Origin of the sequence: Marinobacter antarcticus (assembly GCF_900142385.1) — a bacterium.
GTDB lineage: Bacteria > Pseudomonadota > Gammaproteobacteria > Pseudomonadales > Oleiphilaceae > Marinobacter > Marinobacter antarcticus.
In genome coordinates this window covers 654,491-672,380 of record NZ_FRAQ01000001.1, presented here as the reverse complement: position 1 = coordinate 672,380, position 17,890 = coordinate 654,491, and the positions used below count along the sequence as shown (strand labels likewise).

Sequence of the window (17,890 nt, the reverse complement as noted above, 5' to 3'; positions counted from 1 at the left end):
AAAAACCTAGGACAGCAATAATTGACGCAAAGACTTTAAGCATGATCTTCCTTGAAAATTTAGCGCTTGCGGCATGCGCGCCCTCGGAATGGAGCCGAAGGTGCCATGGAAAGGGCGTCGCGGTGCCTGCACTTGCGGAAACCCGAGACAGATTTATTTCTACTTTCCCGGGAGTCGTGACAACTATTTCAGTTTTGTAGTTGCGGTTGCCGGAAATAATGCAGTTGATATCAACGCGTCGAACCATCGCGCTTTCGAGGCCAGAAGGTAACCAGGAGTACAAGCACGACGGTGCCCAACAGCATCCAAGTTAATAGTGTTCCCGCAAGATGATTACGGACCTGCCGACGCTCTTGGTGATACGTTTCGACGGCGTCATAGGACATTAGCGTTGAACGTCGGTCTTCCAAGGTTTCGTGTGCTGTGTTCAAGTTTCGGTCCACTATCTGGTAAAAGGGGCTTTTTCTCCTGTTATGGTCGGCAGGGCGTGCATAGCCTTCACCTTTGCAGGTCCAATGTACAAGCCCATCATCCTCGACTGGCACCAGCTTGGTGTCGCATTCCTGGGTACTATGCTTCGGTTTATCGCTTGCCCAAGTGGGTATTCTTTGTATTCGATAGACTTCGCCGCGATAGGTTTCCAGATAGAGGGTTATGCCTGGTGGCGGAATAGTCGCGAAGACTGCCGGTAGTTTGTACCCCGGTCCAAACGTCCAACGTTCTCCAGTCTGTGAGACAAGGTAAGGTGTGTAATCACATGTGAGACTTGGGTGTGTTGGCCATGCGGGAGGGCAGTCAGCCTGCCTGGAGACATGGCTGAAATTTATTTCACGAGTATGCAGCTCTTCTGGACTGGGTAGATCAGCACTTGGAAAGAAGAGATAGGTAAGCATGGCGACAAATGCCACCAGCGCGAACTTCACAAACGCTCTGGTTTCCGGGAGCGACATCGACGAGACCCTGCGCCAGACCAGGAGGACAAGCAGTCCATCGAGAATCAGAAAACTTGAGGCGCTGAAAAGGCTGTCTGACCGCCACTGGTTGAATTCTGACAGTGGAAAGTGTTGTAGGTCGTTTGTCTCATTAGTGGTGCTGATGACCGAGAAGGCATACATGTCGATACCCGCCACGCTCATCGAGACTCTTGAGCCTTTTGGCACACTATATAGCCGATCCAGCCCCTTATTGAAGAATGGCCGCATAAAGACTTTGTAGCGTTGCCCACTCTCGCTAGACAGGTAAGCCTGATACTGACAAACGCGGGACTTACCCGAGCCACTGCATTCGCGCTGTGTGTCGATGGAACTTACGATGGCCGTTTGCGTGGAAAAGCTATCTGGAATTTCCGAAGAGTCGAGAATCAACCCAATGCGATTAAAAGCATCGTATACGGCTACCAATCCGATGACGCAAAGTAAAACGGGAAGCCAATGCTTGCTCATGAAAATCCTTTTCCAACAGACTTGATCGAATCCTTGAGAATCAGGCTAATGGATTCAGTAGCCAACCTCCAATGCAGCATATAAAAATAGATCTGTACCGGGTTTTTATTTCCTGTATGAACTCCTGCCAGCTAATGCCCGGCTCACGCCCCGGTTTGGAGCCGCGAAGCGGCGGAAAAGCGGTCGCTGTGCAGCCGATTGTTAAATCCTCTTATGTACGATATCCTGCACAGGGACAAGATTCTGTACAGGAGCAGCCTTATGGATGCCATTAGCTACACATCCGCTAGAACCAATCTAGCAAAAACCATGGAACAGGTCTGTGAAGACCATGCACCCGTGATCATCACCCGAAGCAAATCGCAGTCCGTGGTCATGATCTCTCTTGAGGACTATGAGGCATTGCAAGAGACCGCATACCTCCTGCGCGCACCCAAAAACGCTCGTCGTTTGCTAGAGTCCGTTGCCGAGCTGGAGCAAGGCAATGGTCAGGAAAAGGAACTTCTTGAATGAAACTCATCTTCTCCGAGAACGCCTGGGAAGACTATCTGTACTGGCAGAAAACCGACAAAAAAATCCTGAATCGCATCAACAAGCTTATCAAGGAGACCAAACGAGAACCGTTCGAGGGTGTCGGCAAACCGGAACCCCTCAAACACAGCCTCGCTGGTTACTGGTCCCGCCGAATTAACGAAGAACACCGCATCGTTTACAAGGTCACGGATGACGCTTTGCTCATTGCCCAGCTCCGGTACCACTATTGATCCGAGTTACCCACGGACAGTAGACACCTTCTATAGTTAGGGAAGCCCCTAGCATGGAGGTGCTCCATGAGTCGCAAGAAGACCCAAGCTTATACCGAAGAGTTTCGTCGGGAAGCCGTTCGCAGAGCCGATCAATCTGGTAATACAGCAGCGTCTGTTGCCCGCGAGTTGGGCATACACCCCGGTCAGATCTACAACTGGCGTCGACAGTTCACGCGCCTCTCGGACAAGCAGTTCAATAGCGTTGATGGCGTCGATTATTCCAAGGCTGAAAGTGAAGCCATGCGGAAGCTCAAACGCGAAATGGAGACCTTGAGGAAGGAGAACGAGTTCCTAAAAAAGGTGTCTGCGTACTTCGCGAAGTCCCAAGAGTGAAGTACGCCCTGATGGATGCGTTTCGTCAGTCGTATGCCGTTCGGTTGATGTGTCGGGTGCTGGAGGTTTCCGCCAGTGGCTACTATCGCTGGAGACAGCGCCCAACCAGTCTCAGAGAGCAGCGCAGAGCGGTCACGGAGGCGGCCATCATGGAGACCTACGCCAGCTTTAAAGCTCGCTATGGCGCTCCCCGGATTGCCCAGGAACTGAGCGCCACTGGTATTCCATGCTCCGTGAACTATGTGGCCGGGATCATGCGGGAGAAAGCTATTCGCGCCCGCAACGGCAAGGCCTTTAAATACAGTCGCACGTCTGAAGCGATGACGAACGTGGCAGACAATCTGCTGTGGCGTCAATTTGCAGCGCCGGCTCCAAACCTGAAATGGACCACTGACATTACCTACATCTGGGTGAATGATCGCTGGCTTTATTTGGCGACGGTGATGGACCTGTACTCACGCCATATTGTTGGCTGGTCGCTGGATATGAGCATGACAGAGCAACTGATTACCGATGCCCTGACTATGGCGTATGGCCGTCGAGAGGTGAACGCAGGGCTGATTGTGCATTCGGATCGTGGTGTTCAGTATCGGTCATCAGGCTACCAGGATTACCTGCGCTCAAGGGGTTGTGTGCCAAGCATGAGCCGTAAAGGCAACTGTTGGGACAATGCCCCCATGGAATCGTTCTTCAGCCGCCTGAAAGTGGAGCTGATTTACGCCGAGTGTTTCGATTCGATCGCGGCAGCCAAATCCGCTATCTTCGAGTACATCGAAGTCTTTTATAATCGAAAGAGAAGACACTCCGCTTTGGGCTATCTCAGCCCGGTGGAATACGAGCGCAGATGCGCATAACCGAGTGTCTACTTTTCGTGGGTAGGACCATGATTTAACGCCCGCTTAAGCGGACAAAAAAATGTTGGTTATAATGTGGAGCGAAGCGGAACCTAACCAACGGTTTTTGTTCCGTTTAAAGCTCTTGTTAATTGCCTGTCGGACTATGAAATAATAATCAATTAACACGATCAAGTCTGTGAAGAGCGACTGCTAAACATTAAAAAAACAGATGCGCTAATTAGTGCAGAGCCACCCATTCGATTTAAAACCATTGGATGAGTATTCATAAACCCTAGGAATTTTTTAGTTGATAGTGCATAAATCATCACCCATGTGAAATCTAAGATAGCCATTGTTGGGCACATAATTGCCATTTGTTGAAACAAAGGTTGGCTAGGATCTATAAATTGAGGAAAAAAAGCAGTAAAAAACACAATGGCTTTTGGATTCCCTGCTGCGACAAAAAAACCACTTAAAAATAGTTTATGCAATGGTACAGCTTCTTCTTCATTTATTTTGTTAATCAGAGGAGGCTTGCTAAGTAGCATTTTTATCCCCATATATAACAAGATTGCAATACCAAACCATTTAATAACTAAAAAAGCCGACTCAGAACTTGCAATAACGGCACCTAAACCAATTGCAACGAGCATCATTTGCAAAAAATTAGCGGAGATGTCACCTAAAGCGGTGACGACTGTTTTACTTGCACCATATTTCATAGCGTGCACCATCCCCAATAAAATACTAGGTCCAGGAGTCATCGTAAGCACTAATGATGCGGCAACAAATGCTAGCCAAGTTTCGATATCCATATTTATTCTCCTCTATATTTAATGCTATAAATTCAAGTAGGACATAACACTATTTGAAGGTAACGAGGCTGTAGAAAAACCCAATTCTGAGCTGTTCCCACCGCCTGATTCCTGTAAATTTTGTCGCGGCCATCAACTGGCCGAATATCGCGATTCCAGTGTTCAACCGTCAGTTTCGGCCCTTTGACGATGTTAGTGCCGGTATTGTTGGCCTCCAGCTGCCACGTTTCCCGCCTTCTGCCTCCTGCATCACGCCGCCAACCGCCCGTAATTCGCCAGCTTCTCAATATTGTGCACCAGGCAGTATAGCTGCCACTGGCCCTGGACCTTTTTCTTACCTCGCAGACTGAAACGGTTCAGCCGTTTGTTCGTGCCGATGTTGCCGAACACCGGTTCCACCACGGACATGCGGTGACTGTAAATTTCCTTGCCCTGCTGGCTGTCCACCCGGTGTTTCATCCAGTCCGTGTAATTCGGCAGGCGCTTGTTCTCAATGGTGAACGACACCTGTCTTCCCGAGCCTTTTCGGTGGTCGGCGGAAGCGGGATTCTGCATGCACTGGTGCTTCTTCGGGCAATGCCGGCATTGCAGTAAACGACCTTCGAAGTGCACCCGGATTTTGCCATTCTCGGCTTCGCGTGTGCCCTGGTAACTGACGGCGTTACCCGCCGGGCAGATGCACGTCAGGTTCACCGGATCGAACTGGAAGTCACTGGCGGGAAGGGTGTCTTTCCAGCCCTTGTCTGGCAGGTTCTGATGCCGCTTTCCGTATTTGTCTTTCTGGTGATTGAACTTGGGGTCTCGGCTGCGGAACTTATTGTCCGGCACGTAGCCGTTGATCCGCCGTTCGTGCAGGTATTTCATGTTGGCTTCGTTGGCGAAGCCGGTGTCGGCCGTGATGATGGTGCCTTGTTGGTAAATGCTCTCGGCAATGCCCAGCTTCTTGAATCGTGTTTCGACCGTTTCCAGCACCGGTTGCAAGGTGTGGTGCTCCTGACCTTCGCCGAAGGCTTGGGCATCGATGATGACCTGGTGTTTCTTGTCCACCGTGGCCACGCCGTTATAGCCTTGGATCGTGCCCTTGCTGGTGGTCATCTTGCCGCTTTCGTTATCGGTAATGTTGCTCTTCACTTCCTTGCGCCGTTTCCCCTGGCCCATCCTTGGGCTGCTCGTCTTTAGGAAGCGGTCCACTTTCTTCAGGGATTCATCCAGGGACAGTATCGTTTTTGCCTGCCGGATATCCCGGTCCAGTTCGGCTTCGGTCTCTGCCTCGTCCCGCTCGTGGTGTGCCTTCAAGTGATGGCGGACCAGTCGTCGCAACTTCTCCCGTTTCTCACCCAGCTCCTTGAAGGTACCGGACCATTCCTTGGCGGCGTTGGAGGACATCTTGCAACCGTCGATGGCAAACAGCTCGTTACCCAGAAGACCTTGTTCGTGGCACACCAACAACACCTGCTCAAACAGCTCTTCAATTTCATCAGCGTGGTGGCTGACGAACTTTGCCAGGGTGGTGAAGTGCGGGACGGTATCGCAGGACAGTGCTTTGAAAATGATATTAGTCTCACAGCACCACTGGATCTCGCGGCTGGAGGTGATGCCCTTGGAGTAAGCAAACAGGATGATCTTCAGAAGAATGGCGGGATCGTAAGCCGCACGGCCGGTGTCGTCGTTGCGGTACTTGGGGTGAAACACCGACAGATCCAGCTTGTGCTCAATCAGGTAATGAACGGCGTGTTCAAAAGTGCCGGCCTGGAGCTGTTCCTGATAGTTGATCACGACCATGGCATCCTGATCGTAGTTGTAGTGCTTGAAACGAGGCATGCCGACGGCTCCTTGTCTGTTTACTCAATGCTACCAAAACCAGTCTGATTTGGGGTTTTTCTACAGCCTCAACGCTGAGCGCACCGGTGACTTTGACGTAGCGAAGTGGAGACAAAGGCATCCGAGTGCCGCGCCTGGTTAAATTGCTATCGTTCACCTTCAAGGCCATGCCATACCCGGAGAATGATGATGGCACTGGCATGAAGTGAATATCGAACGACGTATTTTCCGAAAATCATATCTCGAACAGAGTCTGGCACCGGTGCGATTTCAACGGGTGTGCCCATTTTGGGGAAGTCTGGAAGCAGTCCGATTTTGCCAACCAGTTCGGCGGCGATCTTGGCTGCCGCCGATGGATTGTGGACTTCAATGAACTCCCTTAAGCGTTTCAAATCTTCGATGGCTTCATCCGTGTAAACCAGTTTCACTTACCTGACCTCGGTGCATCCTGCTCGTTCTCGGCTCCCCAACTATTAAGCCAGCTATGAACCTCGCTGGCATCAACAACCTTGCCTTGGGCGGCAGACTCCATTGCCTCTAACGTTTGTTTCCACCGCTCTTGCTCAAGCTGCTGCTTTTCTATGTATTCCGACAATGCCTGGTTGATTACCCAGCCTTTGCTCCGGTGCAGCCTGCCGGCGATTGCTTCCAGGTGCTGTTCAACTTCTGCTTGAAGGCGAACTGTGGTGACACTCATGACTATACCCTCGGATTTGGCGACTACAACGTATTACAGCATAGTCGATGAGGGTGCGGCAAAATTTAACGCTCGGCTTTGCGGCGAACCGGAGCGCCAGCGCAGGCGCGTCCGACAACAGCCGCTTGTTAACCCCTTAGTTCGAGATCTTCCCGGATTACCTCTGGATGGCGGAAAGCAATCTCGATGAGTGCTTTTGCCGGCCCGGAGGGTTTACGCCGACCCTGCTCCCACTCCTGCAGGGTACGCGGAGAAATATGCAGTACCTCAGCAAACTCTACCTGAGTCAGGCCAGTTTTGCCGCGGGCCTCTGCAACCTCGTTAGGCTCAACACGACTGACTCGTGCAGCTTTGCCGGCTTTCATTTCTTTAACAGATTGGAGCAACTTGTTGCCAAGTTCCTCTGCACTCAGGGTCTCGTTAATCATTTTCCAGTACCTCACGAATCGACTTCAGGATATGCGCGGGTATGTTGTCCTTGACGGCCTTTTTGTAGATCACCAATAACCAGATCTCACCATTAGCCAACCTGGTGAAGTAGATGACTCGCACCCCTCCACGCTTCCCTGAACCCGCCACCGACCAACGAACCTTTCTACACCCTCCGCTACCTGGAATAGCGTCACCAATTTCCGGATTGGCGGCTAACCAGGCAAAGAAAGCGCTTCGCTCCTCTTCGGGCCAGATTTTTCTGGCATCCGCTTCAAATGTAGGGGTTTCGATGATGGTAAACATGACGACCAATATACGTCATTGACGGAGTTTTACAAGGTGGCGGCTTGAAGGGTTAACGCCCGGCTCACGCGCCGGTTTGGAGCCGCGAAGCGGCGGAAAATCGGTCGCCGTGCAGCCGTTGGTTATGCCCTGTGCGCAACTTCTGACAGAGAGTTCCACGGACGAATATTTTTCAATTGGCCCTCAAGAGCCTCTTCCGCAATCTCTGTGTCGTAGGCTGCCTGAGTCCGCAGCCAATACCCATTGGACAAACCAAAGAAGCGGCACAGTCGCAGGTCAGTATCTGCGGTTATCGAGCGCTTACCTGCAATAATCTGGCCTATTCTCTGAGCAGGCACGCCAATTTCTTTAGCGAGACGATATTGAGAAATGCCCATCGGCTCAAGAAACTCTTCTTTCAGTAATTCGCCTGGCGTTACAGGTTCAATGTTGCGCATGAATTACCCCCTAATGGTAATCAACAATTTCGACCTCTTCCGCACCGGCCTTGGTCCAGCGGAAGCAAACCCGGAACTGCCTGTTGATTCGAATGCTGTGCTGACCTTGGCGGTCACCATGCAACGGCTCCAACATATTGCCGGGCGGAACTTTAAGATCATTCAGCTGGCTTGCAGCCTGTAGTTGCCGAATTTTCCTCAAGGCAACCCGCTCGAAATTGACAAAGCGCCTGACGCGGCGACCGCTTGCCAGCCTCTCGGTGTCCTTACACTTGAACGATATGATCATGGATCAATAATGACGCAACGCGTTAATGACGTCAAGCGTTACTATCCGTGGAGATTGATTGGAAGAAAGGCATAACGCCCGCCATCACCGGTGACAAACCGGAGCAAAGCGGAGGGTTTGGCGTCCGGTGCATGGCTTGGTTATACATGCCAAAACCTAGCCTACGGTAATAAGCCTGCCACGCCATCGGCGTAGGGAGTTCGTTCTTTCACGATAACTCCAGTTCATCGATCAATTCCGCGAGTCGGTGGCGTCCTTCTCCACTCAAGGCTTTGAGCGGTAGCGGCAAACACGGGCGCTCAACGAGCCCCCGCAATTCCGCAGCCGCCGCCACAACACGCAGGCTACCCCCATACTCGCTGAAAAGCTGCCAAAGCGGCTGCAATCGTTCCGATAGACGTGTTGCTTCCTGCGCATTCCCAGCCTGTGCTGCGCGAGTAATCGCAAGCGCCGTAGCGGGAAACACACCCCCGATCACGGAGTACCAAGCGTCACAGCCGGCATTCAGGCCATTCGCGGCGAGGCCATCTCCGCTGACGCCCACGGTGACGCGTGAGGGAATCTGTGCGCGAAGTCGGTCCACCCGCGATCTTGCCTCAGCAGCATCCCCAGGCACTCCGGGAATCTTGATGGATGCCACGTTCGGAAGCTGCGCTATTTGGCCATGAAGCTCGTCGCTGAACACAAACTGCGTGGTGCCGGGATTATCGTAAACACACAGCGGTAACGACAGTTCGTGCGCTACGGTCTCATAAAGCCCGAAAACCTCATCCGCAGACAATTTCTGATACGACATTGGCGGTAATAACACGCCGTCTGCGCCAGCAGACTGTGCATCTTCCGCCAGCGTCAGAACATCGCGAGTACGCAATGCGCCAATACCAGCTATCACCGGGACGTTACCGGCGTGCTCCACCGCAAGTCTCAACACCCGCGCCCGCTCGACCATAGTCAAGTAAGCGTAGTTCCCGGTCGAGCCCAGCACGCCTATTGAATCAACATTGGCGGCGACCAGCAGTTCGATCAGACGAGCAAAAGCCGCTTCGTCCAAACCGTGCTCATTCATCGGGGTCAAAGGAAACGCGCTAAGACCGGAAAACATACGGAATACTCCAAGCTCACTAAAAAGAAAGAGGTCTTACCCCTTTAAGCAAACTCCCTAGGGCGAAGACTCAGTAATGTATAACGCCAGCCATAAGCGGCGCCCTGAGAAGGGCGTCCGGTGGAGGGCCGACGGCCCGGAACAACCTTAATGGCCTTGTTAGAATTATTTGGCAATTTTCACTTTTTCAGTTGCACTCACCAAACCTTTCAAGAACCTAATGGCTTTTTCTAAATCATCTCGCTTAACAATATGTGCTGAGTAAGCGTTTGTGTTTGCTTGATGTGCAGCCTCCCCGCGCTTTGAAATGAGTTCGTTTAGAGCTTTCTTTGCTTGGGGTTGAAGATAGTTGTCCCACTTCCAATGCTCGGTGATATCAATATCGAAATAGGTTTTGAAAAGATTTTTGGTACGGTCGTAATTTGGATTGAAGAAGCGCTTAAGATCTTCATCGACTTTTTTTAACACAAAATTCGAGATTTGACTTCCCTTTAAAGAGCAAAGCCAGACATCAATTTCTTCACGAAATCGATCCTTAACATAGGTTTCCCACGCAGCTAATGCGATGATCATTCCCGCTCTTTTTAAGGTTTCTGATCCATTCAATGGGTCATGTTTATCCGCATCAAATCGCGCTAGTAATTTTTCGGCGTCTTTTATCGAGTACTCAAACAGCTTCCCAGCTTCAGACAACTTCAATTCCTCTTGTAAAATTCTAACGCTGAGCTTAGCGGCGCCCTGACAAGGGCGTCCGGTGGACGGCCCAAGGGCCGGGAATGGTATTCCCCCAAAAAAATAGACACGCTCCATTAGTTATCTCCTTCGAACTCTAGCGGAGTCCGGTAACCAAGGCTACTGTGGAGCCGTTGGGTATTATAGAAGCGCTCAATATAGTGTTTTATATGACGTCTCAGTTGGCGAAGCGTGATGTAGCTCGTGGCGTGCAGCAATTCTCCCTTAAGGCTTTTGAAGAACGATTCCACTTCAGCATTGTCCGTGCAATATCCAGGACGGCTCATGCTGTGCCGTACCTGATGACGTTTGAGCATGTCACGCATTTTCAGGGCCCTGAACTCGGTGCCGCGATCGGTATGCAGCAGGAGCCCTGGCAGCGGTGAGCGATCGGCCACCGCCTGCCTGAGAGCCCCGCGAGATAGATCACTGTTCAGGTTGGCTTCCAGCTTCCATCCAATAATGCGCCGGGAGTATAGGTCTAGTACCACCGCCAGAAACACGTTCTTCCGGCCCATCTTGATATAGGTAACGTCGCTGCTCCATTGCTGATTCACCGCCACGGGTTTGTCCAGAGTCAGGCGATAGTTCGGCCAGGCCTTCAGAACCGCTCGACGGGTGAGCAGCCTTCGGTAGATTCTGTGAGTCCGGGCCTTCATACCCCAGACCTGCATCAGGCGGGCAACACGATTCTCGCCCACCCGGATACCCTGTCTCTTAAGGGCTCGATACACTTTTGGGCTGCCGTAACGGCCCTCGCTCTCATTGAATATCCGCCGTATCTTAAGCAGCAGTTCCGCGTTCTCAGAGGCCCGCTTACTGGGCTTGCGATTTACCCATGCGTAATACCCGGAGCGCGATATATTCAGGTGCCGGCACAGGGCCTTTACGCCGTGCTCTTGTTGGTGTTTCCAGACGAATCGGAACGCTTCTGTCGTTCCTCGGCCTGAAAACGTTGAAACTTTTTTAAGATGTCATTCTCCTCCTGAAGCTCGGCTATTTGTCGCTTCAATCGGTTGATCTCATCCTGCTCAGTGATCTTCTTCTTGGCGTCTTCTGGTGCTCGCTTGACCCGTTTCATGGCGAACTTCCCCTCACGGTGTTCCTTACGCCAGCGTGACAGCATCATCGGGTGAATATCCAGCGCTTCCGCAACGCTCTTCACACTCCGGTGAGCCTGGTGACTCCACTCAACGGCTTTGACTTTGAACTCAGTGGTGTACTTCTCGGTTTTCTTGCCAGTCTTGATCGCAGGCATCGGTTTTCTCCTTTGGCGGAGTTATCGATGCGTGTCTATTGAAGTGGGGGAAGTGCAGAACGAACTTAATTGATTGGTTATATTTTGTCATAGGCCAAACGAGTGTAGCCCAGTGGAATAGTACCCATAAAGGGCTCGTAACTGACCCAGTACATGCGTGGGTCGTCAGAGTCCTGAGCAATATTTGCGGTAAAGCAATCTCCATGTAAGCACACATCAAAAACATACGGCCGATCACTTGGGCGTGTACCTGAAGAGCCTTTCCATTGATAGAGATTTGATATGACCTCCTGTAGAACAGGCTTCGGATTGGAGGCTATTGAAGGCGACACAGTCACTTTTACTTCTAAATCTGCGAGCTTTTCATTTAGCACTTTAACTATGGCCACTTTAGAGAGGAGAAAGAAAAGAAGCGGAACCAATAAAAAAGAAATTGAGATGTAGGGTATCTTCCGTCTTCCCCCCATGGCTCTTACGAGCGACACCAAGCACAATGCAAAACCAATCAACATAGCCAAGGCCATGAAAGGCGATAAAATGTTGATGGCTGAAAGCAACCTCATATGCACCTTTGAGAGATATAACGCTGAAATAAGCGGCGCCCGACTAGGGCGTCCGGTGGAGGCCGCAGGCCGGAACGTACTTAATTGACTTGTTAAAAACTTTAGACGATTGCTGGCTTTTGACTGGCCAAAATTTGATTTATTTCCTCAATGCTTTGATCTGCCGAACCTTTCATGCTGGGCTGAAGTTGAGCCACTTGACGGAAGTGCTCCCTTGCTTTGACGTAGCTCTTTTCACGGTACAGCGCCAACGCAAGATAGTAGTGCCCCCAGCTATCACCAGGGCAGCTAGTAACACGGGTCTGGGAAAGGCCTTTGAGCTCACTTGTTTTATTCTCGTTCGATAGCCTCAATGCAGACCTTTGAAATTGATTCGACAGTAAGCTGTCGCCCGAGAAGTAGCTGATATAGACCCCGTAGGCTCTCATGCCAACGAGAACAAACAACAACCCGCCAACACCACCGACTAAGCAGGTCAGAAGAAAAATGTCGAACATCAGATCCTTCAACAGTGCTTCCATGTACTCAATTCCTTTTTAACGCCAAGCTAAGCGGTGCCCTGACAAGGGCATCCGGTGGACGGCCGCCAGGCCGGGAACGAACTTGAGCGATTGGTTATGTGAATGATAGTGGATCCCCTTAACGCTTCCTGCGCTGTCTTTTCTTGGCCCACCACTTCTTGTTGCCCTTTGATTCGCTATATGCAGCAAAAACGATGCACAGTGCGCACACACTCAATACCGCAATGCCCGTGTACTCTGGAGCATACTTTTGCGAAAGCTGAATAACGACAAAGAAAAGTAAACTGGCACCGCCAACCCTGTAGATGAACTGCTTGTATGTTGGATTACTCATCGATGCCAGCACTATCAGAAACCATGAAAATCCTTTTCGTCAGCTTCGCCACTCAACCTGTATTTACACATAACAGCAACTAGACCGCGTTCCGCGATATTGCAAAAAAGTGCGTTCTCGATAATGCCACTTTTTCATACCCGCTCCACGCCTTTAGTCCCAAATTTAACAACAGGTTAGCTCAGTTTTATCTGAACCTCCACGTAATCGCTTGACTTCTTGTTTTCATGAAAACAATAATGCTGTACAAATAAACAGTGTTAAGAGCTGCTAAAGGGGTACGCCAACATGGACGGCACACAACCTCAGCCGCGCCTTCGGGATCAGGTTCGCGCGGTCATTCGGGTTAATCGCTACAGCATTCGTACGGAAAAATCCTATTGGTACTGGATCCGTTTTTATATCCGCTTTCACCAGATGAAGCATCCCCGGGACATGGGCCCAAATGAAGTAAATGAATTCCTTACTTGGCTAGCCGTTAACCGCAACGTAGCTGCCGCAACTCAAGCCCAAGCTTTAAACGCTCTCGTGTTTCTGTACTCCAAGGTTCTCGATATGCCTCTCGGGGAAATCGGTTCAGTTATCCGTTCCAAAAAACCAAAGCGCTTGCCCGTTGTGCTCACCCACGATGAAGCCATGGCAATTATCGAACAACTCAAAGAACCCTATCGTTTATTAGCTTCGCTCATGTACGGTTCTGGCTTGCGGGTAACCGAAGCATGCCGTTTGAGAGTTAAGGATATTGATTTCAGTAACCAGGTCATCATTGTTCGGGATGGTAAGGGCGCAAAAGATCGAACAACGCTCATGCCGGGCTCTCTAATTTCAGAACTGGAAAGACAGATTGCCTCTATCCGAAAGGCCTGGAAAGAAAAAGACCTCGCCCTTCAAACACCGGTCAGCCTTCCGTTTGCGCTTGCCCGCAAGTATCCCACGGCGGATATGTCGCTGGACTGGCAATGGTTGTTTTCCTCGCACTCTCTGAGTAAAAACGACTTAGGGAAGGTGGTTCGCCACCACATTCACACCAGTTCGGTGCAGAAAGCGGTAAAGGTGGCAGTTGCTGCAACCAGAATCGGCAAGCCCGCTGGCTGCCATACCTTCCGCCACACCTTCGCCACCGAACTCCTGAAACGCGGTAACGACATCCGCACTGTGCAAGACCTGCTCGGCCACGCGGACCTGCGAACGACCCAAATTTACACCCACGTTCTGGGGCAGGGTTTTGCGGGGGTTCGTAGTCCGCTGGGTTGAGCCGGGCTGAGCGCTAGCGAGTGCTCACCACTCCAGTTGCGCCCCCGTCTGGTACTCAATCACCCGCGTTTCAAAGAAGTTCTTTTCCTTGCGCATGGTCGCCTGCTCATCCAGCCAGGGCGAGACGTTTTTCGCCCCCGGGAACGGTTCTTCCAGCCCTACCGTGCGGGCACGGCGGTTGGCTACGAAGCGGAACTGTTCGGTGTGGTATTCCGCCGAGTAGCCCAGGATGGGATCACGCAGGATGTAGTTGGCGTAGTCGCGCTCGGCGGCTTCGGATTCGTCCCACATTTCCCGCACGGCTTTGGGGTCGAAGCTGATGTTTTCTTCTTCCAGGATCTGGTTAACCACTTTCAGGCCGAAGGCGAAGTGCATGGCTTCGTCGCGCAATATGTACTGAAACTGCTCCCCTGTACCGCGCATCAGGCCTCGGCGCTGCAGCGCGAAAATGGGGCTGAAGCCGTTGTAGAACCAGCAACCTTCGAACACCGCCGCAAAGAACAGATACGACATGATGAATTCTTGCAGGTCGTCCTTGTTGCGCAGGTTCAGGTCGGAGCGCATGGCGGCATCCAGTCGGCGGTTCGCCATCTGGATTTTGGCGTTAATCTGCGGCACCACGCGGTAGCGGTTGTAGATTTCGCTCTGGTCCAGGTTTAGGGTTTCAATGCAGTGCTGGTAGGTCCAGGTGTGCAGGGCTTCTTCGTATACCTGGCGGGCCTGGTATATCTGCAGCTCCGGCGCGGTCATCTTTTCCATCACAGCCAGCCCGATGTTGCGCATGGCCAGTATGTCGGAGGTGGTCAGGTAGGCCACCACATTTTCGAACACGTGCTTTTCAGCCGGGTTCAGGCGGTGATGGTAGTCGTGAACGTCCTGTGCCATGTTCACGTCCAGCGGCGTCCAATGGTTTTTGTTGGCGTTCATGAAGAACTCCCAGGCCCAGGGGTACTTGAAGGGTGCCAACTGATTTACGTCCGTTTCGCCGTTGATCACGCGTTTATCATCAACGTTCACCGGGGCCACGCTGCTGTTCGCGGCGGGCCGGCTTTGTGGTTTGGTTTCGTCGTCCCAATTCAGCATGATTGTGCCTCTCAATAAAAGTAAGTGGTTACTGACATGCTTCGCAGTCGGGTTCATCAATGCTGCATACCTGGGGTTGCGGCGCGGCAACCGGGGCAGCTTGCTCGTTCACGCCGGTGGCACCCAGCGAGCGCAGGTAGTAGGTGGTTTTCAGCCCACGCTCCCACGCCAGCTGGTACAGCTCGTCCAGTTTTTTACCGCTGGGCTCGGCCATGTACAGGTTCAGGCTTTGGGCCTGGTCCAGCCATTTCTGGCGGCGGGAGGCGGCTTCCACCAGCCAACGGGCGTCAATCTCGAACGCGGTGGCGTAACGGGATTTCAGTTCGGTGGGTATGCGGTCAATTTGCTGCACGCTGCCGTCGTAGTATTTGAGGTCGTTTACCATCACGTTGTCCCACAGGCCTTCGGCCTTGAGGTCGCGCACCAGCGAGGGGTTCACCACGGTGAATTCGCCGGACAGGTTCGATTTGACGAACAAGTTCTGATACGCCGGCTCGATGGACTGCGACACCCCTATGATGTTGGAGATGGTGGCGGTGGGCGCGATGGCCATCACGTTGCTGTTGCGCATACCGTAATGGGCAATGAGGTCGCGCACGGGAGCCCAGTCCAAACGGCTTTCGGTGTTCACGCTCAAGTCGCCTTCAAGGCGCGCGGCTTTAAGCAGTTCGATGGAATCGATAGGCAGTATGCCCTGGCTCCACAGGGAACCTTCGTAGCTTTCATAGGCGCCCCGCTCTGCCGCCAGCTGGGCGGATGCGCGAATGGCGAAGTAGCTCAACTGCTCCATGGCCAGATCAGCGAATTCCACCGCTTGTGGGCTGGTGTACGGCAGGCGCAGTGCGTACAGCGCATCCTGAAAACCCATCAGGCCCAGACCGACCGGGCGGTGCTTGAGGTTTGAGTTGCGAGCCTGGGGTACTGCGTAGAAGTTGATGTCGATAACGTTGTCGAGCATGCGCACGGCAGTGTTAACGGTAAGTTCCAGGCGCTTCACGTCCAGTTCGCCATTGGCAATGTGGGCGGCCAGATTCACCGAGCCCAGGTTGCACACGGCAATTTCGTCGGCACTGGTGTTCAGGGTGATTTCGGTACACAGGTTGGAGCTGTGAACCACGCCTTTGTGCTGCTGCGGCGAGCGCAGGTTGCAGGGGTCTTTGAAGGTAATCCACGGGTGCCCGGTTTCAAACAGCACGGTCAGCATTTTGCGCCACAGTTGTTTCGCCGGGAGGATTTTGAACAGCTCGATTTTGCCCTCCGCGGCCAAGGCTTCGTAGTGCTCGTATCGTTCACGGAAAGCGTTGCCGTAAAGGTCGTGCAAGTCTGGCACGTCGCTGGGGCTGAACAGGGTCCAGTCGCGATCCTGGCGCATGCGCTCGATCAGCAAATCCGGCACCCAGTTGGCGGTGTTCATATCGTGGGTGCGGCGGCGCTCGTCGCCGGTGTTTTTGCGCAGCTCCAGAAACTCTTCGATATCCAGGTGCCAGCTTTCCAGGTAGGCGCACACCGCTCCTTTGCGCTTACCGCCCTGGTTGACGGCTACGGCGGTGTCGTTCACTACTTTCAAAAACGGCACTACGCCCTGGCTTTGGCCGTTGGTGCCTTTAATGCGGGAGCCCAGCGCGCGCACCGGCGTCCAGTCGTTACCCAGGCCGCCAGCCCATTTGGACAACATCGCGTTATCACGAATAGCACCGTAGATGTCTTCCAGGTCGTCGCCGACAGTCGTCAGGTAGCAGGACGACAGCTGGGAATGGAGAGTGCCGCTGTTGAACAGCGTGGGAGTAGAAGCCATGTAGTCGAACGACGACAACAGATTATAGAACTCGATGGCGCGGCTGTTGGGGTCGTCTTCACGCAGTGCCAGGCCCATGGCAACGCGCATGAAAAATACCTGCGGCAGTTCCAGGCGGTCTGCTTTCCAGTGCAGGAAGTACCTGTCATACAGCGTCTGCAGGCCCAGGAAACCAAACTGCAGGTCACGCTCGGGTTTCAGTTCCGCGCCCAGGCGTTCCATGTCGAATGCCGCCATGGCTTCGTCGAGCAACTCGTAGCCTATGCCCGCGCTGATGAAGGCGCTCAGGGCTTGGGGGTACACGTCGGCAAGGGTCAGGCTGGCGTCCAGCTTCAGTGCGGTTACGCTCTCAAGGCGCAGCTGTTCCAGCAATAAGCGGGCGGTAACGGCGCTGTAGTCCGGCTCGCGCTCGATGCGTCCCCGGGCGGTCATGATCAGAGCTGTCAGCACTTCGGCTTCGTCGATACCGTTGTAGAGGTTGTGTATGGCGTCGTCCATCAGGGATTCGCCATCAATACCGTCGAGCCCGAAAGCGGCACTGTCGACCTGCTGTTTCATCAGGCCCAGGTCCAGCGCTACGGTGCGTCCGCCAGCCTGTTTTACGGTCAGGGTCGGGTGCGCTTCTGTGTCGGATGGCGATGCGGGCCGGGCTTCGGCCAGAGCTGTAGCAGACATACCGTTATCTCCTGAATACGCGTGAGTTCTGTAACCTTCGCGTACGCAGGACAAACCAGCACCAGCCAGTGATGGCTGTGACAGTGCCGTGTTCGTTGCTGCTCACCTTGTAGGGCCAGATGCAGGCGCCTGAGTCGCGAAGGTGCAGTCTTCCCTGGCAGGTCTTCGGACTCAGGAGCATGAACCTGCAGGTTCTGCCTTGCGTGGCGACTTCCCGGCCTGAGCCAGTGTCTTTATGCCACGCTCGTTCCCCAATACCGCTGCGCGTCAGTTCCGGATTCTCACCGGATTCCCGATACCATATCTGGTATCTAACCAAGGATTTCGGCACTATATACGGGAAGAATATGAAGGACAAGGCA

19 protein-coding genes, 3 pseudogenes and 1 riboswitch are annotated in these 17,890 nt (G+C 52.8%); of the genes and pseudogenes, 5 read left to right on the top strand and 17 right to left on the bottom strand.

Annotated elements, in window-relative coordinates; all coding sequences use genetic code 11:
* Positions 1 to 230: 230 nt before the first annotated feature.
* Positions 231 to 1,442 (bottom strand): hypothetical protein, encoded by a 1,212-nt coding sequence (locus BUA49_RS03140; protein WP_072795455.1) that lies wholly within the window; start codon positions 1,440 to 1,442, stop codon positions 231 to 233.
* Positions 1,443 to 1,703: 261 nt separating this feature from the next.
* Between BUA49_RS03140 and BUA49_RS03135 the strand changes: the two genes are divergently transcribed.
* The 4 genes and pseudogenes from BUA49_RS03135 to BUA49_RS03120 all read left to right on the top strand — a co-directional run.
* Complete coding sequence (locus BUA49_RS03135; RefSeq protein WP_008938366.1) at positions 1,704 to 1,955, top strand: type II toxin-antitoxin system Phd/YefM family antitoxin; 252 nt, start codon at positions 1,704 to 1,706, stop codon at positions 1,953 to 1,955.
* Positions 1,952 to 2,206 carry a Txe/YoeB family addiction module toxin gene (locus BUA49_RS03130; protein WP_008938367.1) on the top strand — a complete coding sequence of 85 codons (255 nt, stop codon included), beginning with the start codon at positions 1,952 to 1,954 and terminating at the stop codon, positions 2,204 to 2,206. The genes BUA49_RS03135 and BUA49_RS03130 overlap by 4 nt, the downstream gene beginning before the upstream one ends.
* 66 nt (positions 2,207 to 2,272) lie before the next feature.
* Positions 2,273 to 2,581 (top strand): transposase, encoded by a 309-nt coding sequence (locus BUA49_RS03125; RefSeq protein WP_072795453.1) that lies wholly within the window; start codon positions 2,273 to 2,275, stop codon positions 2,579 to 2,581.
* A pseudogene (locus BUA49_RS03120) lies at positions 2,554 to 3,435 on the top strand (IS3 family transposase); the annotation flags it as partial. The gene BUA49_RS03125 and the pseudogene BUA49_RS03120, both read left to right, overlap by 28 nt.
* A 170-nt stretch (positions 3,436 to 3,605) precedes the next feature.
* Here the strand turns inward: BUA49_RS03120 and BUA49_RS03115 are convergent.
* From BUA49_RS03115 to BUA49_RS03050, 14 genes and pseudogenes are all read right to left on the bottom strand, one after another.
* A complete protein-coding gene (locus BUA49_RS03115; RefSeq protein WP_072795449.1) occupies positions 3,606 to 4,232 on the bottom strand; it encodes a LysE family translocator in 627 nt (208 codons plus the stop codon).
* Between the two features lie 249 nt (positions 4,233 to 4,481).
* Positions 4,482 to 6,053: an IS1182 family transposase gene (locus BUA49_RS03110; protein ID WP_072795447.1), complete on the bottom strand. Its 1,572-nt coding sequence runs from the start codon at positions 6,051 to 6,053 to the stop codon at positions 4,482 to 4,484.
* Between the two features lie 146 nt (positions 6,054 to 6,199).
* Positions 6,200 to 6,481, bottom strand: coding sequence for a type II toxin-antitoxin system RelE/ParE family toxin (locus BUA49_RS03105; RefSeq protein WP_072795445.1), 282 nt, complete (start codon positions 6,479 to 6,481; stop codon positions 6,200 to 6,202).
* Positions 6,478 to 6,750, bottom strand: coding sequence for a CopG family ribbon-helix-helix protein (locus BUA49_RS03100; protein WP_072795444.1), 273 nt, complete (start codon positions 6,748 to 6,750; stop codon positions 6,478 to 6,480). Before BUA49_RS03100 ends, BUA49_RS03105 begins: the two co-directional genes overlap by 4 nt.
* A gap of 128 nt (positions 6,751 to 6,878) precedes the next feature.
* Entirely contained in the window at positions 6,879 to 7,178 is a 300-nt protein-coding gene (locus tag BUA49_RS03095) for a helix-turn-helix domain-containing protein (RefSeq protein ID WP_072795443.1), read from the bottom strand.
* Entirely contained in the window at positions 7,171 to 7,485 is a 315-nt protein-coding gene (locus BUA49_RS03090) for a type II toxin-antitoxin system RelE/ParE family toxin (RefSeq protein ID WP_072795440.1), read from the bottom strand. The genes BUA49_RS03095 and BUA49_RS03090 overlap by 8 nt, the downstream gene beginning before the upstream one ends.
* Positions 7,486 to 7,607: 122 nt before the next feature.
* On the bottom strand, positions 7,608 to 7,922 hold the full coding sequence (locus BUA49_RS03085) for a HigA family addiction module antitoxin (RefSeq protein WP_072795438.1): 315 nt from the start codon (positions 7,920 to 7,922) through the stop codon (positions 7,608 to 7,610).
* A 10-nt stretch (positions 7,923 to 7,932) separates the two neighbouring features.
* Positions 7,933 to 8,211 carry a type II toxin-antitoxin system RelE/ParE family toxin gene (locus BUA49_RS03080; RefSeq protein ID WP_072795436.1) on the bottom strand — a complete coding sequence of 93 codons (279 nt, stop codon included), beginning with the start codon at positions 8,209 to 8,211 and terminating at the stop codon, positions 7,933 to 7,935.
* Positions 8,212 to 8,419: 208 nt separating this feature from the next.
* Entirely contained in the window at positions 8,420 to 9,313 is an 894-nt protein-coding gene (locus tag BUA49_RS03075) for a dihydrodipicolinate synthase family protein (protein ID WP_072795434.1), read from the bottom strand.
* Between the two features lie 165 nt (positions 9,314 to 9,478).
* Positions 9,479 to 10,123, bottom strand: coding sequence for a HEPN domain-containing protein (locus BUA49_RS03070; protein ID WP_217650394.1), 645 nt, complete (start codon positions 10,121 to 10,123; stop codon positions 9,479 to 9,481).
* Positions 10,123 to 10,956 (bottom strand): annotated as a pseudogene (locus BUA49_RS17595) (IS3 family transposase); the annotation flags it as partial. The gene BUA49_RS03070 and the pseudogene BUA49_RS17595, both read right to left, overlap by 1 nt.
* Positions 10,932 to 11,303 carry a transposase gene (locus BUA49_RS18250; protein ID WP_072795430.1) on the bottom strand — a complete coding sequence of 124 codons (372 nt, stop codon included), beginning with the start codon at positions 11,301 to 11,303 and terminating at the stop codon, positions 10,932 to 10,934. The gene BUA49_RS18250 and the pseudogene BUA49_RS17595, both read right to left, overlap by 25 nt.
* A 77-nt stretch (positions 11,304 to 11,380) precedes the next feature.
* Complete coding sequence (locus BUA49_RS03055) at positions 11,381 to 11,860, bottom strand: hypothetical protein (RefSeq protein ID WP_139248730.1); 480 nt, start codon at positions 11,858 to 11,860, stop codon at positions 11,381 to 11,383.
* Positions 11,861 to 11,967: 107 nt separating this feature from the next.
* The gene (locus BUA49_RS03050; protein WP_072795425.1) at positions 11,968 to 12,387 is read right to left on the bottom strand and encodes a tetratricopeptide repeat protein; all 420 of its coding nucleotides are present in this window, start codon (positions 12,385 to 12,387) and stop codon (positions 11,968 to 11,970) included.
* A gap of 622 nt (positions 12,388 to 13,009) precedes the next feature.
* Here BUA49_RS03050 and BUA49_RS03040 point away from each other — a divergent pair.
* A complete protein-coding gene (locus tag BUA49_RS03040) occupies positions 13,010 to 13,975 on the top strand; it encodes an integron integrase (protein WP_072795420.1) in 966 nt (321 codons plus the stop codon).
* Between the two features lie 24 nt (positions 13,976 to 13,999).
* On the opposite strand, the gene BUA49_RS03035 is transcribed toward BUA49_RS03040, so the two are convergent.
* Together BUA49_RS03035 and BUA49_RS03030 are read right to left on the bottom strand one after the other, a co-directional pair.
* On the bottom strand, positions 14,000 to 15,058 hold the full coding sequence (locus BUA49_RS03035) for a ribonucleotide-diphosphate reductase subunit beta (RefSeq protein ID WP_072795418.1): 1,059 nt from the start codon (positions 15,056 to 15,058) through the stop codon (positions 14,000 to 14,002).
* 28 nt (positions 15,059 to 15,086) lie between these two features.
* Positions 15,087 to 17,501: pseudogene (locus tag BUA49_RS03030) on the bottom strand (ribonucleoside-diphosphate reductase subunit alpha); the annotation flags it as partial.
* A gap of 166 nt (positions 17,502 to 17,667) precedes the next feature.
* A riboswitch (cobalamin riboswitch) is annotated at positions 17,668 to 17,863 on the bottom strand.
* Positions 17,864 to 17,890 lie beyond the last annotated feature (27 nt).

Bases quoted from the DNA above. Each gene is read 5' to 3' on its own strand.
- BUA49_RS03100 (WP_072795444.1), bottom strand. From the start codon at position 6,750: ATGAGTGTCACCACAGTTCGCCTTCAAGCAGAAGTTGAACAGCACCTG.
- BUA49_RS03080 (WP_072795436.1), bottom strand. From the start codon at position 8,211: ATGATCATATCGTTCAAGTGTAAGGACACCGAGAGGCTGGCAAGCGGT.
- BUA49_RS03075 (WP_072795434.1), bottom strand. From the start codon at position 9,313: ATGTTTTCCGGTCTTAGCGCGTTTCCTTTGACCCCGATGAATGAGCAC.
- BUA49_RS03090 (WP_072795440.1), bottom strand. From the start codon at position 7,485: ATGTTTACCATCATCGAAACCCCTACATTTGAAGCGGATGCCAGAAAA.
- BUA49_RS03070 (WP_217650394.1), bottom strand. From the start codon at position 10,123: ATGGAGCGTGTCTATTTTTTTGGGGGAATACCATTCCCGGCCCTTGGG.
- BUA49_RS03130 (WP_008938367.1), top strand. From the start codon at position 1,952: ATGAAACTCATCTTCTCCGAGAACGCCTGGGAAGACTATCTGTACTGG.
- BUA49_RS18250 (WP_072795430.1), bottom strand. From the start codon at position 11,303: ATGCCTGCGATCAAGACTGGCAAGAAAACCGAGAAGTACACCACTGAG.
- BUA49_RS03095 (WP_072795443.1), bottom strand. From the start codon at position 7,178: ATGATTAACGAGACCCTGAGTGCAGAGGAACTTGGCAACAAGTTGCTC.
- BUA49_RS03085 (WP_072795438.1), bottom strand. From the start codon at position 7,922: ATGCGCAACATTGAACCTGTAACGCCAGGCGAATTACTGAAAGAAGAG.
- BUA49_RS03125 (WP_072795453.1), top strand. From the start codon at position 2,273: ATGAGTCGCAAGAAGACCCAAGCTTATACCGAAGAGTTTCGTCGGGAA.
- BUA49_RS03035 (WP_072795418.1), bottom strand. From the start codon at position 15,058: ATGCTGAATTGGGACGACGAAACCAAACCACAAAGCCGGCCCGCCGCG.
- BUA49_RS03140 (WP_072795455.1), bottom strand. From the start codon at position 1,442: ATGAGCAAGCATTGGCTTCCCGTTTTACTTTGCGTCATCGGATTGGTA.
- BUA49_RS03040 (WP_072795420.1), top strand. From the start codon at position 13,010: ATGGACGGCACACAACCTCAGCCGCGCCTTCGGGATCAGGTTCGCGCG.
- BUA49_RS03115 (WP_072795449.1), bottom strand. From the start codon at position 4,232: ATGGATATCGAAACTTGGCTAGCATTTGTTGCCGCATCATTAGTGCTT.
- BUA49_RS03050 (WP_072795425.1), bottom strand. From the start codon at position 12,387: ATGGAAGCACTGTTGAAGGATCTGATGTTCGACATTTTTCTTCTGACC.
- BUA49_RS03135 (WP_008938366.1), top strand. From the start codon at position 1,704: ATGGATGCCATTAGCTACACATCCGCTAGAACCAATCTAGCAAAAACC.
- BUA49_RS03110 (WP_072795447.1), bottom strand. From the start codon at position 6,053: ATGCCTCGTTTCAAGCACTACAACTACGATCAGGATGCCATGGTCGTG.